Genomic DNA, 12,604 nt, shown 5'->3' on the forward strand with positions numbered 1-12,604 from the left:
ATGCGTGGAGGCGGCGTTGGCGTTCCAGGGGCGTCCCCTGAGCGAAGGCGCAGCAGCTCAGGGGCGGGTCTGGAGGTCGGATCGCTGGTGGAACGGGGAGGGGAGGATCGGGTGTTGCGTGCGCGCTGCGGGTGCTTGTGCGGCTGTTGTGTTTTGTCCATACTGCGGCGGCCGCCCTGCAGCCGGGTGGTTCTCACAGGGGAATTCCAACGGTGCACCGCCGCCACGCAACGCAATCCGGATCGCTACGCCCGCGGGCGCTGTCGGCCTTGGTCGTTCCGCTGCTGCTGGTTGCGCCGTTCGCCGTCGCGAGCGAAGCGTCCTCCGAATCTCAGGGCTGGCGCGAGTATGCCCGACTGAGCCTGCAGGGCGATCTGCAGCAGAGCTTGGGCCGCATCGACGAAGCCTCGGGCCCACCCCAGCCGCGCGCGGACACTGCGCTGCTCAGCGAGGCGGTCGGTCGCCTCACGCTTTCTGTGCAGGCCGCGTTCGCGCCCGCGCCCTTGGCATCGGCCTTGGGCGGACACAAGCCCACGTACGCCATGGAAGCGCCGCTGACTCGATTCGCTGTCGAAACCTCGCGCTTCAGCACGACCTCCTTCTCGCCGCAGGTACAGACCCGGATTGGTTCCACCTCCGAGCTCCGCTTCGGCCTCACCGTGGCCAGCCAGCGCTTCGCGACGCCGGGCTTCGGCGAAGTGCGGGCCTCCAGCCAGTGGCTGCCGCAGATGGGCATGCGTTCCTCGGCGGGAGCGACCGAGCAGTCCTACGGGCAGGGTGTGCATTTCGGCTTCGACTCGGATCTCGGTGAGCGACTCGTTGTCGGCCTCAACCTGCAGTCGCGGGTCGACATGGACGCCTTCAAGACCTACCGCGGCCTGTTCTCGGAGCCTGGCGATTTCGACATGCCCGCGCGCACCGGGCTGAGCCTCGGGCTCAAGCCCGTGCAGGGCCTCGCACTGCACATCGGTGCCGAGCGGGTGTTCTACAGTGAGGTTGCAGCCTTCACTACCTATGCTCTGCCGAGCCAGCTGCTGGCCCTGCTGGGAGACGGCTCCGCGCCGGTGTTCGCTTGGCGCGACCTGAACGTGTACTCGGCGCGGGCCGAACTTGCCGATGCCACAGGCGGTCAGTGGGGTCTGGAAGTCACCACCCGTCAGCAGCCCTCGCCAACCTCCGCACTGTTTGACCTCGCGCTCCGCGAGCTTTACTCGGGCAATCACGTCGCCGCGCGCTACCAGCGGCAGGTCGGTGAAGACAGCTCTTTCAGCATCGGCGCGAGCTATGCGCCGGCGCAGTACATCTTGGGGCCCAACCCCTTCCGCAACCGCTATCGCGAGGGATCGCAGGTGGAGGTGGAGCTCAACTGGTCGGTCGCTTTCTAGTTTTCCACCCTGCCTCTGGCAGGGCACTCCTGAGGACTCAAGTTAACAGGGCTTGATCTCGAAGGGCTCCACGCAGGTGGGGCCCTCTTTTTTTGTTTGCTCGACTGGGCCGAGCAATCCGCTTCGGATCTGCTCAGGGGGCCCCATCGTCGCCGGCCAGCAGGGCTTCATCGACGCTGCCGGCGTCGAGGCTGGACAGCGTGCGCCAGCGGTTCACGATCGTGCAGAACAACTCGGCCGTGCGCTCGGTGTCGTAGACCGCGGAGTGGGCTTCCGCGCTGTTCCAGGCAATGCCGGCCGCTTGCACCGCGCGGCTCAATACCGTCTGCCCGAAAGCGAGCCCCGCGAGTGTGGCCGTGTCGAAACAACTGAAGGGGTGGAAGGGATTGCGCTTGTGGCCGGTGCGCCGCACTGCCGCGTTGAGGAAGCCCAGGTCGAAGGCCGCGTTGTGGCCCACCAGCACCGCGCGCTGGCAGCCGTAGCGCTTCACCGCTGCGCGGATGGGAATGAACAGGTGGTCCAGCGCCGCACGCTCGTTGAGCGCGCCGCGAAAGGGATGGTCGACATCGATGCCGGTGACTTCGAGCGCCTTGGGGTCGATCTCGGCGCCCGGGAATGGGATCACGTGGGTGGACACCACGCTGCCCGGAAAGACCCGGCCCTCCGCGTCCATTTCGATGGGCGAGGCGGCGATTTCGAGCAGCGCATGGCGCTCCGCATCGAAGCCACCGGTCTCGACATCGACGACGACGGGCAGGAAGCCGCGGAATCGCGCGGCCATGGAGCGTGCGGGCTGGGGCGTGGTCATGCGGGGCCCGGCCCGCCGCGCGTGCGATCGTGTTTCATCGCGCGGCAGGATAACAGCTTGGGTCGGCGGCGCCGGCTTGACTGCGGCGGGCGGGCTGCACAAGGTGCGCGCTCATCCAATGCGTGGAGTGTCGATGATTTCGATCCAGCCCTGGGGCGCCGGCCCCCATCCCGGTGAAGGTGTGGGACCGGGTTTCGACGCCGCTCGTCTGCTGGCGGCGCGCGAGCGTTCCCTTGAGGCCACGCGCCGCATCGCCGCACGACTGTGTCCCGGGATGCGCGAGGACCAAGCCAATCGCGTCGCCGATCAGGTCTTCGAGGAACTCGGCTTCGAGCGGATCTGGCATCCGACCCACATCCGTTTTGGCCGCAACACTCTGAAGCTGTACAAGGAGGCCTCGGACCCGGAGGTGGTGCTCGGTGAGAATGATCTGTTCTTCATCGACATCGGCCCGGTCTGGGACGGCCACGAGGGCGACTACGGCGATACCTTCGTGCTCGGCGATGACCCAGCGCATCACGACATTGCCGCCGCGGCCCGCGAGCTGTTCGAGGTGGTGGCCGAGCAGTGGCGCAGCGGCTGCAGCGGTCGCGAGCTCTATGCTTTCGCTGAGCGTGCGGCCGAACAGCGCGGCTATGCACTCAATCTCGGTGCGCCGGGGCATCGGCTCGGGGACTTCCCGCACGCCGTGCACAAGGCCTGCAAGCTCGCAGCCGCCGAGTTCGCGCCGGCGCCCGGCCTGTGGGTGCTGGAGATCCAGATCCGCCACCCGACCCGCCCGATTGGTGCCTTCTTCGAGGACCTGCTGCTGGCCTGAGCGGGGAGCGCCTGCGGGACCGGGGCGGGCCTCGGCAGCCTGTTGAAAAACAGCCTGCTAGCCCGGCCAGGGATGGCCGGGACGAGAAAGCAAGCGCGTAAGCGATTGACGTGTCGTGAGGCGGTGCGGACCTGCGCCGGACCGCCGACTTGAAGAACTCCCCGGAAGGGAGCTTTTCAACAAGCTGTTAGTGCCGGCGCACCAGCACCACGGTGACATTGTCCGAGCCGCCACCGTCCAGGGCGGCGACGATCAGCTGGTCGACGCACTCCTGTGCGCTGAGGTCGCTGCGCGCCAGCGTGCGTTCGATCTCACCGTCGTCGACCTCTTCGGTGAGGCCGTCGCTGCACAGCAGCAGCTGCATGCCCGGCTTGAGTTCGCCGCTGATGGTCTCGACGCGCAGGTTGTCGGGGTCGGTGACGCCCAGCGCCTGCGTCACGACATTGCGGTGCGGGTGGCTGCGCGCCTGCTCGGCGGTGATCGCGCCCTGTTCGATCAGCTCCTGCACGTAGCTGTGGTCCTGCGAGAGTTGCTGCAGACGGCCGTTCCACAGGTAGGCGCGGCTGTCGCCGACCCAGGCGACCTCGAAGCGATCGCGCTGCACCCGCACGGCAGCCACGGTGGTGCCCATGGGCAGGGCATCGCTGCGCTGGCGGCTGTGGTCGATCAGCTCCTCGTCGGCGCGTTGGATCGCGGTGCTCAGCGACGCCCCGCCACGCACCTCGCGGACGATCGCATCGCGCGCCATTGCGCTGGCGACTTCGCCGAACTCGTGCCCACCCATGCCGTCAGCCACCAGCCAGAGGCCGAGCTCGCTGTCACCGTAGAAGGTGTCCTCGTTGTGTTCGCGACGCAGCCCGACGTGACTGAGCAGCCCGAATTCGATCATGCGTGCAGACCTGGAGTTGCGGATGTGGATGCGGGGCGCGCGTCTGCGCCGGCATCGCGAAGTGTCTGCAATCCTATACGGAGAAAGCCGCCGATGTCCGTCAGTGCCGCGGTGGCCTGCAAGCCGCGCTGGATACGTGCCCGGAAGGTCGCGGGGGGCGGAGGCCTTGCCGCGCTGCTCGGGCTTGTGCGGATCGAACGCGGTCCGTATTATGCGCGGCCTTGCAGCGCGGCCAGCCGCGCCGTGGGAACCACCTGGAGAGGTGGCAGAGTGGTCGAATGCGCCGGACTCGAAATCCGGTATACGCCTCCGGCGTATCGAGGGTTCGAATCCCTCCCTCTCCGCCAGATATGTACAAAGGCCACCGAGAGAAACTCGGTGGCCTTTGTCGTTTCCGGGCCTTGGCTCGAGTTTGAACGCGGTGGCGCGGGCGATGGCCCACTGGCGAATCAGGCGAGCGCCCGCTTGGCCGCGCGCGCCACGCGCTGGCGGCGACGCCGGCGCAGCACCGCGAACTTCCACAGCCAGCGCACTCCGAAATAGGCCAACGCGCTACCGATGCAGGCGAACAGGGCCAGCCCGGTGATGAGCGGTGCGCCGACCCCGTCAAACCAATGCAACCAGCCGCTGGCCGCCTCGGCCGCGGCGAGCGCGCCATGCACCTCGGCCTCACTCGGAGCACTGCCAAGCACCCAGCTGCCGACGAGATAGGCCGCGTAATAGACCGGGCCGAAGGTGAAGGGGTTGGTGACCAGAGTGCTGACCAGCGCCGTGGGCACGTTGGCGCGCAGCAGGATCGCCAGCGCACCGGCGAACAGGAACTGACCCAGCGGGATCAGGAAGCCGAAGAAGACGCCCACCGCCACGCCGAGGGCCACGCTGCGGCGCCGCCGCGTCCACAGCTTGCTGTCAGCGAGACGCGGCCCGAACAGGCGGCCCAGCTGGCCGCTGCGGATCTGCTCGGGGGTCGGGGCGCGGAAGGCCATGCGGGCGAATCACCGATGAGGGAGTGCGCGGCAGTCTAGTGTGGCCTGCGCCAACGCAGGCTGACGCAGCCGGCACTTTCGCCGAAGGTCGTGCAAGCCTTGGGCCAAGGCTGTTCTGGCGCACCCATGCCAAGGGAGGGCGGCGGCTGCCGCCCTCCGTTCGCCCGACTCAGGAGTCGGCGTACTTGATGCTGCAGCCGTAGGGCTGGGTCACCGCCGTGCTGATGCTGCCGCCCGCCGCGAGCTCGGACAGGCCGGTCGGCACGTATTGGGTCGCCTTCGGGATGTCGGCGACATCGGCGCTGGGGATGCTGTCGATGGCGCCGTTGTAGCGCAGCACGCCCTCGCCATCGATCACGTACATGTGCGGAGTCGTCTTGGCGGCATAGGCGCGGCCGACCGTGCCGTCGGCGTCGAACAGGTAGGCGGCGTTGGCGGCATTCCAGCCAGCGGCGATCTGCTTGGCCTGGTCGGCGCTGACGTGGCCCTGTTTGCCGGGGGCGGAGGAGTTGACGGTCAGCCAGACCACGCCGGATTCAGCGGCCTCACGCTGCTGCTTCTGCATGTTTTCGCCGTTGTAGTGCTTCTTGACGAAGGGGCAGTCGTGGTTGGTCCACTCCAGCACCACGGTCTTGCCGCGGAAATCCTCCAGCGAATGGGTCTTGCCGTCGGCGTCGGTCAGGGTGAACGAAGGTGCGGCGGCGCCGATCTCGGGTGCGGCGGAGGCGCTGCCGACAGTGAGGCCGAAAGCGGCGAGGCTGGCGAAGGCGAGGCGGGACAGGGCGATGCGGTTCATGCGGGTCTCCTGCTGCGTTGCTTGGGAAGGTTCAGCCGTCGGCGCGGGCCGGCGGCAGGGCTTCGAGCGCCTCGCGTACGATCGCGGGCGTCAGAAGTTGCGGCAGGACGATCGGCTCGCCCCGCGCGGGATACAGCACGTACAGCGGCACGCCGCTGCGGCCGAAGGATTCGAGATAGGCCGTGATGCCGGCGTCCTGACGGGTCCAGTCGCCTTTCAGATAGACCACCCCGCGCGTTCTCAGCGCGTCCGCGAACTCGGTCGAGGACAGGGCCACTCGCTCGTTGGCGAGGCAGGTGATGCACCAGTCCGCGGTCATGTTGACCAGCACCGGTCGGCCTTCGTCGCGCAGGGCCGCGAAGCGCGCGGGCGTCCAGGGCTCGTGCAGGGCGCCTGTTTCGGCCGCGCCTGCAGGGCCGACTTCGCGCGGCGCGAGCAGAGGCAGTGCCAGCGCGGAGACCATCGCCATGGCCGCGAGCGCACGCAAGGGCAGGGCGCCGCGCTCGCGCCCCTGCGCGCGCCGCAGCAGCCACAGGGCGAAGGCGATGGCGATGAAGCCGCCGCCGAGCGCGGTCAGCGCCAGCATGCCGGTCTGCCGGCCGAACACCCAGGCCAGCCAGAGCACGGTCAGGTACAGGGGAAACGCCAGCAGCTCGCGGAAGGTCTGCATCCAGGCACCTGGCCGCGGCAGCAGCCGCGCCAACGCGGGCACATAGCCCAGCAGCAACATCGGAAAGGCGAGGCCCAGCGCGAGGAAGGTGAACACCAGCAGGGCTTCGTGCGTCGGCAGCACCAGGGCTGCGCCCAGCGCCGTGCCCATGAAGGGCGCGGTGCAGGGGCTTGCGACTACGCAGGCCAGCACCCCGGTGAAGAAAGCGCCGCGACGGCCGCCGCCCTCGGTGAGCTGCTGGCCCATGCCGGTCATGCCGGCGCCGAACTCGTAGAGGCCCGAGAATGACAGGCCCATGGCGAACAGCAGCAGAGCGATGGCGGCGACGAAACCGGGCTCCTGCAGCTGGAAGCCCCAGCCGATGGCCTCACCGCCGGCGCGCAGGGCGAGCAGAAGGCCGGCCACGAGCAGCACGCTGGCGAGCACGCCCAGCGTGTACCACAGGCCATGCCGCCGCATTTCCGCCGCATCGTGCGCGGATTCGACGGCACCCAGCGCCTTCAGGCTCAGCACCGGGAACACGCAGGGCATCAGGTTCAGCACCAGGCCGCCGGCGAAGGCCAGCAGCAGGGCCAGCCACAGGCCGACGGGCGCGCCGGCCGTGTTCGAATCATTGAACCCGCTGCTTGCCTCGGTCGCCTCCTGACCGCTCGCTGCCGCTGCCGCTGAAACGGATGCGGCTTGGTGGCGCGCGAGCACCGTGTAGCCGCGATCGCCATTGCTCAGCAGCAGTTCGATCCGTTCGGGGGCGCTGGCAAAGAACTCGGAGCGCGCAACCTCGACGCGGAGTTCGTCCTGCGCGATCGAGAAGCGCGGCGGATCGGCATTGGCCAGTATCTGCGGCGTGGCCGGCATCAGGGTCCAGCCGTCGGCGCCTGTCGCGAAGGCCGCGGCCAGCGGTCCGTCGAGCCGGATTTCGATGGCCACGCCGCTGTTCTCGGCGCTGTACTGGGCTTCGACATCGACCCGCTGCGCCTGTCTTGCAGCGGCACGCTCGAAGGTGGCGGCCTGCGCGCTGCGCTGGGCGCGTTGCGCGACCGGCAGCGCCAGACGGTACTCGCCGCTGCCGGGGATGCACTCCAGCTCGCAGATCAGCCAGCTCGCCTTGAGCGTGATCGTGATCGAGTCCGCGGCGAAGTCCGCAGGCACCGCCACGCTGACCGGCAGCAGCTCGGTATGGCTGTAACCGAAGTTGACCAGCCCACCCGCGGGCTGGCGTTCCGGCAGCGGCCACTCGATTTCGCCTGCGACCAGCCCGTCGGGTAGCGTGAATTCCATCCGCGTGGGCAGGCCGGAGTCGCCGGGATTCTTCCAATAGGTGTGCCAGCCCGGGTCGTGCTCCAACAGCAGGCCGAGCTTGAGTGTCTGCCCGGGCACGGCCGCGTCGGCGGCGGCGACCAGGCGCGAGCGCAGGTGGTCGGTGAGCAGGGGCTCGGACTCGGCGGCGCTGCTCGCAGCGCCGACTAACGCCGTCGACAGGCCGAGCAGCAGGAGCAGAAAAGATCTGAACGATGCGAGCACGCGACAGTCCTTGGGGAAGTGTTGCGGGAGGCCTTGCCCCGGCAGCATGCGAGTGCCGCGCGTGACTCCCTGATCACCGGTGCAGGTTGCACAGGGCGCTACACTGCGCGCCTCCCCCGTTGGTACTGGCCGCGCGCACCTTGCGCGAACTCAAGTGCGCGCTTTCGCGCTGCCTCGACACTGTCTGCACGGTCTTTACACATCCCCAGCGATCCGTCACCCGGAGCCCCGCATGAGCGACCTCTACGCCGAAGCCTTGATCACGTTCCGCGACCTGCTGGACGAAGCCAGGTCCGTTGGTGACCCCGAGCCCACCGCGATGACGGTGGCGACTTGCGATGCCGCCGGCCGGCCCTCCGCGCGCACCGTGCTGCTCAAGGACTTCGACGAGCGCGGCTTCGTGTTCTACACCAACTTCAACAGCCGCAAGGGCCAGCAGCTGCAGGCCAATCCGCAGGCCGCCCTGCTGTTCCTGTGGAAGACCCTGCGCTACCAGGTGCAGGCCAAGATCGAAGGCGCCGTGCAACCCGTCAGCGCAGCCGAGGCCGACGCCTATTTCGCCTCGCGTCCGCGCGCCAGCCAGATCGGTGCCTGGGCCTCGCTGCAGTCGGAAACGCTGGACAGCCGCGCCACGCTGGATGCGCGCATCGCCGATATCGAGCGCGAGTTCGAGGGTCGCGAGGTCGCGCGACCGCCGCACTGGTCGGGTTTCCGCGTGGTGCCCGACATGATCGAGTTCTGGTACGGCGTGCCAGCGCGTCTGCACGACCGCCACCGCTACGAGCGCGTCGACGGCGAGTGGACCAAGCGCCTGCTGTATCCGTGAGCGCGCAGGCCCCGCGCGGACCGCGCCGCATCGTCTGCCTCACCGAGGAACCCACCGAAACGCTCTACCTGCTCGGCGAGCAGGACCGCATCGTGGGCATCAGCGGCTTTACCGTGCGGCCGAAGCAGGCGCGGCGAGACAAGCCGAAGGTGTCCGCCTTCACCTCGGCCAAGATCGAAGCGATCCTCGCGCTCAAGCCGGACCTCGCCATTGGTTTTTCCGACATCCAGGCCGACATCGCCGCCGAGCTGATCCGCCGCGGCGTCGAGGTGTGGATCGCCAACCACCGCAGCGTGGGCGAGATTCTCGACTACATCCGCCGACTGGGGGCGCTGGTCGGTGCGTCCGCCCGAGCCGAGGCGCTGGCCGACCGGCTTGCCGCCGGTCTGGACGCACTGGCGAGCACAGCCGCGAAGCTGCCGATGCGCCCCCGCGTCTACTTCGAAGAGTGGGACGAGCCGCGCATCAGCGGCATCCGTTGGGTTTCCGAGCTGATCGGCATCGCCGGTGGCGATGACATCTTTCCCGAGCTGGCTGCGGAATCCTTGGCCAAGCACCGCATCCTCGCCAGCGACGATCCGATCCTCGAGCGCGCGCCGCAGATTGTGTTCGGCTCCTGGTGCGGCAAGAAGTTCAGGCCCGAACAGGTGGCAGCACGTCCGGGCTGGAGCAGCGTGCCCGCCGTGCGCGATGGCTTCCTGATCGAGGTGAAGTCGCCGCTGATCCTGCAGCCCGGTCCTGCGGCGCTGACCGATGGCGTGGCCGAGATGGCGCGTCACATCCAGCGCTGGTCCGCTTTGCAGAATGCGTGAGTCTCGAGAGGCCGGGAATCGGACCATGGTCCGGTGCTTCCGTGACCGTCTGCACACGGTTTGACTCGGGCGAGCGTGGCATGATTGCTGCATCGCAGCAGTTACTGCGTGACCCATCGCCCGCCCGGCCCCCAAGGCTGGCTGCTACGCGACCACGCCCACGCCCCGACCAGAGGGCCACTGAGAGGGCGCACCGCGCGCGGGCCCGCTGCAGCACGAGGAGGCACCCAATGCTTTACCACCTGCACGAATTCCAACGCTCATTGCTGAGCCCGCTGGTCGCGTATTCCGAGGCCACCGCGCGCCTGTATTCCGACCACGGCAGCTGGATGTCCAAGCTGCCCGGCGCCGACCGTATGGCCGCCGGCTTCGAACTGATGTACCGCCTGGGCAAGGACTACGAAAAGCCCGAGTTCGGCATCCGCAGCGTGGTCGCACATGGGCACGAGATCCCGATCGTCGAGTACTGCGTGCTGGCCAAGCCCTTCTGCAAGCTGATCCGCTTCAAGCGCTTCAGCGACGACGCGGATGTGGTCAATGACCTCAAAGACGATCCGATCGTGCTGGTGGTGGCACCGCTGTCCGGCCACCACTCGACCCTGCTGCGCGACACCGTCAAGACCCTGCTGCAGGACCACAAGGTCTATATCACCGACTGGATCGACGCCCGCATGGTGCCGTTGTCGGCGGGCCCCTTCCATCTCGATGATTACATCGCCTACATCGAGGAGTTCATTCGCCACATTGGCGCCAAGAACCTGCATGTGATTTCGGTCTGCCAGCCCACCGTGCCGGTGCTGGCGGCGGTCTCGCTGATGGCCAGCCGGGGCGAGACGCTGCCGCGCAGCCTGACCATGATGGGCGGGCCGATTGATCCGCGCGAATCGCCGACCAAGGTCAATGATCTGGCGGTGAACAAGCCGCACAGCTGGTTCCAGAACACCGTCATCCACACCGTGCCGCCGAACTATCCCGGTGCCGGTCGCCGCGTCTATCCGGGCTTCCTGCAACATGCCGGCTTCATCGCCATGAACCCCGGCCGGCACATGAGCTCGCACTGGGATTTCTACGAAGACCTGGTGCGCGGCGATCTGGAAGACGCGGAGGGCCACCGCCGCTTCTACGACGAGTACAACGCCGTGCTCGACATGCCCGCCGAGTATTACCTGGACACCATCCGCGTCGTCTTCCAGCAGCACCTGCTGCCCAAGGGCGAGTGGGACGTGTCCGGCGAGCGCGTGCGCCCGCAGGACATCCAGGGCGTGGCGCTGATGACCATCGAGGGCGAACTCGACGACATCAGCGGCATCGGCCAGACCCGCGCCGCGCATCGCCTGTGTACCGGCGTGCCGGAAACGATGCGTGAGCACTACGAAGTGCCGGGTGCCGGCCACTACGGCATCTTCAGCGGCCGGCGTTGGCGCGAGACGGTCTACCCAAAGCTGCGGGACTTCATCCGTCGGCATGTGGCCAAGCCCGCTGACGAGTCGGGCGCCTCCCGCACCAAGCGTTGAGGCGCGAGCGAGTGTTTCGCCTCGGGCAGGTGCCCGGGGCTGTGCGCATATCCACGCTTGCCGCATGATCGCGCCCTCAACGCAGGAGAGCGACATGGTGGAGCAGCAGCAAAGCAGGGAAGACACTCGACCCGGGGCGGAGACGGTCGCGCTTTCACCTTTTCGGCTGCCCAGAGAAACCGCGCCGACCTGGGAGGTCGAGCTGCTGCTGTCGGGCGCGACTTTCTTCGCGCTCATGCAGGTGCCTGCCTGGCTCAGCGCCCAGCTCGCGTTCTGGGATTACCGCGTCACCGGCAGCCTGCAGGATGTCCTCAGCTTGGTCGGGGTGTTCGCCAAGGTCATCGCCTACATCCTGATCCTGACCCTGCTCGCTCACCTGATGACTCGCGCCCTGTGGGTGGCGGCCCTGGGCCTGCGTTCGGTCTACCCCACCGGGATCCGCTGGCGGAGTCTGCGCTACGGACCGCGCTTCCGCGCCGTCGCGAGGCGTGAACTTCCGACCCTGCAGCGACTGATCGACCGCAGCGACGATGTCGCCAGCCAGATGTTTGCGGTGGCGGCGCTGATGGTGGTGATGACACTGTTCTCGGTCGTTACCACGGCGGCCATGGCCTTGCTGGCCTGGCTGCTGGCTCTGCCCTTCGGGGGGCAGCATGTGGACTGGATCATGCTGGGCTTGGTCGCCCTCTGGCTGGGCCTGCATCTGCTCGCCAATCAGCTCGACAAGCGCATGTCGACGCGCTCTCCCCACTGGCGCTGGGCCCACTGGATCATCTGGGTGCAGCGCCTGCAGCTGCGCCTGCCGCTGGGGCGGATGACCACCGGCCTCATGCTGGTGTTTACCAGCCGCTTCGGCGTGGTTCGGGGCACCGTGGGCTTGATGATCCTGCTGTACGCCCTGATCGCGATGGCCTTCGTCGACATGCTGTGGGATCGGGCCCACCTCTCGGCCGGGGCCGCGCGCCTCATCACGCAGCTCGACGGCGCCCACGTGATCGAGAATGCGCACTACGCGGATCAGCGCGATCCGGTGGTGCATGCATCCACCCCGTACATCGGCAGTCTACGCGCGCGTGGTCCCTACCTGGAGCTGGTGATTCCTTATCAGGTGCAACAGCACCCGGCAGCGATTGAAGCGCTCTGCCCGGGCGCGGAGCAGGGCCTGCAGGCAGCCGCCGAAGATTCCCGAAGCGCGACGAAGTCCTTGAGCATGGAGGCCGAGACTGCCGAGCGTCTGGCGCGAGCAAAGGCCGCCGAAGCTGAAGCCGCCGAGCGCGTGCTCGCCTGCGTCGCGCGCCTGCACGCGCTGCGCCTGAACGGCATCCCGCTTGAGGTGCCCTACAGTTTCCATGTGGGCCCGGACTCCGAACTGCCGGGCTTTCTGGTGATGGTGCCAGTTGCCGATCTGCCTCCGGGCCGGCATGTTCTGGAACTGTCCCGGCTGCCCTATGCCGAGCGCGACACGCTTCTCGTGCATACCGAACAGCGGCCGGCGGGCGCGCCGCGTCAGATCGTGTTCTGGAAGTAGCACGGGCTCAGCGGGTCCAGACCCAGTGCGCCGCCGCTGACCCAAGCCGTGC

11 protein-coding genes and 1 tRNA gene are annotated in these 12,604 nt (G+C 68.0%); 7 read left to right on the forward strand and 5 right to left on the reverse strand.

The genetic code is table 11. The features are described from left to right. Positions 1–269 precede the first annotated feature (269 nt). Positions 270–1,385: a hypothetical protein gene (locus tag BLP83_RS01440; protein WP_091237952.1), complete on the forward strand. Its 1,116-nt coding sequence runs from the start codon at positions 270–272 to the stop codon at positions 1,383–1,385. A gap of 133 nt (positions 1,386–1,518) precedes the next feature. On the opposite strand, the gene rnt is transcribed toward BLP83_RS01440, so the two are convergent. Then, the gene (gene rnt, locus BLP83_RS01445) at positions 1,519–2,193 is read right to left on the reverse strand and encodes a ribonuclease T (RefSeq protein WP_091237954.1); all 675 of its coding nucleotides are present in this window, start codon (positions 2,191–2,193) and stop codon (positions 1,519–1,521) included. A gap of 133 nt (positions 2,194–2,326) precedes the next feature. Here rnt and BLP83_RS01450 point away from each other — a divergent pair, with 133 nt between their 5' ends. Beyond that, positions 2,327–3,010, forward strand: coding sequence for a M24 family metallopeptidase (locus tag BLP83_RS01450; protein ID WP_091237956.1), 684 nt, complete (start codon positions 2,327–2,329; stop codon positions 3,008–3,010). Positions 3,011–3,197: 187 nt separating this feature from the next. On the opposite strand, the gene BLP83_RS01455 is transcribed toward BLP83_RS01450, so the two are convergent. Beyond that, on the reverse strand, positions 3,198–3,899 hold the full coding sequence (locus BLP83_RS01455; protein ID WP_091237958.1) for a PP2C family protein-serine/threonine phosphatase: 702 nt from the start codon (positions 3,897–3,899) through the stop codon (positions 3,198–3,200). Between the two features lie 256 nt (positions 3,900–4,155). On the opposite strand from BLP83_RS01455, the gene BLP83_RS01460 reads away from it, so the two are divergent. Then, positions 4,156–4,246: transfer RNA gene (locus BLP83_RS01460), tRNA-Ser, on the forward strand. A 102-nt stretch (positions 4,247–4,348) separates the two neighbouring features. Here the strand turns inward: BLP83_RS01460 and BLP83_RS01465 are convergent. The 3 genes from BLP83_RS01465 to BLP83_RS01475 form a co-directional block, all read right to left on the reverse strand. Next, positions 4,349–4,885, reverse strand: a complete 537-nt coding sequence (locus BLP83_RS01465; protein WP_091237960.1) for a DUF2062 domain-containing protein — start codon at positions 4,883–4,885, stop codon at positions 4,349–4,351. 169 nt (positions 4,886–5,054) lie between these two features. Next, positions 5,055–5,681, reverse strand: coding sequence for a thioredoxin family protein (locus BLP83_RS01470; protein ID WP_091237962.1), 627 nt, complete (start codon positions 5,679–5,681; stop codon positions 5,055–5,057). Positions 5,682–5,712: 31 nt separating this feature from the next. Continuing rightward, positions 5,713–7,872, reverse strand: a complete 2,160-nt coding sequence (locus tag BLP83_RS01475) for a protein-disulfide reductase DsbD family protein (protein WP_176763960.1) — start codon at positions 7,870–7,872, stop codon at positions 5,713–5,715. A gap of 232 nt (positions 7,873–8,104) precedes the next feature. Between BLP83_RS01475 and pdxH the strand changes: the two genes are divergently transcribed. The 4 genes from pdxH to BLP83_RS01495 all read left to right on the forward strand — a co-directional run bounded on the left by pdxH (position 8,105) and on the right by BLP83_RS01495 (position 12,552). Next, complete coding sequence (gene pdxH, locus BLP83_RS01480; RefSeq protein ID WP_091237965.1) at positions 8,105–8,698, forward strand: pyridoxamine 5'-phosphate oxidase; 594 nt, start codon at positions 8,105–8,107, stop codon at positions 8,696–8,698. After that, positions 8,695–9,510, forward strand: a complete 816-nt coding sequence (locus BLP83_RS01485; RefSeq protein ID WP_091237967.1) for a cobalamin-binding protein — start codon at positions 8,695–8,697, stop codon at positions 9,508–9,510. Before pdxH ends, BLP83_RS01485 begins: the two co-directional genes overlap by 4 nt. Positions 9,511–9,740: 230 nt before the next feature. After that, entirely contained in the window at positions 9,741–11,024 is a 1,284-nt protein-coding gene (locus tag BLP83_RS01490; RefSeq protein ID WP_091237969.1) for a polyhydroxyalkanoate depolymerase, read from the forward strand. A 64-nt stretch (positions 11,025–11,088) separates the two neighbouring features. Next, entirely contained in the window at positions 11,089–12,552 is a 1,464-nt protein-coding gene (locus BLP83_RS01495; protein ID WP_091237970.1) for a hypothetical protein, read from the forward strand. Positions 12,553–12,604 lie beyond the last annotated feature (52 nt).

Origin of the sequence: Aquimonas voraii (assembly GCF_900101825.1) — a bacterium.
GTDB lineage: Bacteria > Pseudomonadota > Gammaproteobacteria > Xanthomonadales > Xanthomonadaceae > Aquimonas > Aquimonas voraii.

Coding starts and splice junctions, on each gene's coding strand:
- rnt (WP_091237954.1), bottom strand. CDS start 2,193: ATGACCACGCCCCAGCCCGCACGCTCCATGGCCGCGCGATTCCGCGGC.
- BLP83_RS01450 (WP_091237956.1), top strand. CDS start 2,327: ATGATTTCGATCCAGCCCTGGGGCGCCGGCCCCCATCCCGGTGAAGGT.
- BLP83_RS01455 (WP_091237958.1), bottom strand. CDS start 3,899: ATGATCGAATTCGGGCTGCTCAGTCACGTCGGGCTGCGTCGCGAACAC.
- BLP83_RS01465 (WP_091237960.1), bottom strand. CDS start 4,885: ATGGCCTTCCGCGCCCCGACCCCCGAGCAGATCCGCAGCGGCCAGCTG.
- BLP83_RS01470 (WP_091237962.1), bottom strand. CDS start 5,681: ATGAACCGCATCGCCCTGTCCCGCCTCGCCTTCGCCAGCCTCGCCGCT.
- pdxH (WP_091237965.1), top strand. CDS start 8,105: ATGAGCGACCTCTACGCCGAAGCCTTGATCACGTTCCGCGACCTGCTG.
- BLP83_RS01490 (WP_091237969.1), top strand. CDS start 9,741: ATGCTTTACCACCTGCACGAATTCCAACGCTCATTGCTGAGCCCGCTG.
- BLP83_RS01495 (WP_091237970.1), top strand. CDS start 11,089: ATGATCGCGCCCTCAACGCAGGAGAGCGACATGGTGGAGCAGCAGCAA.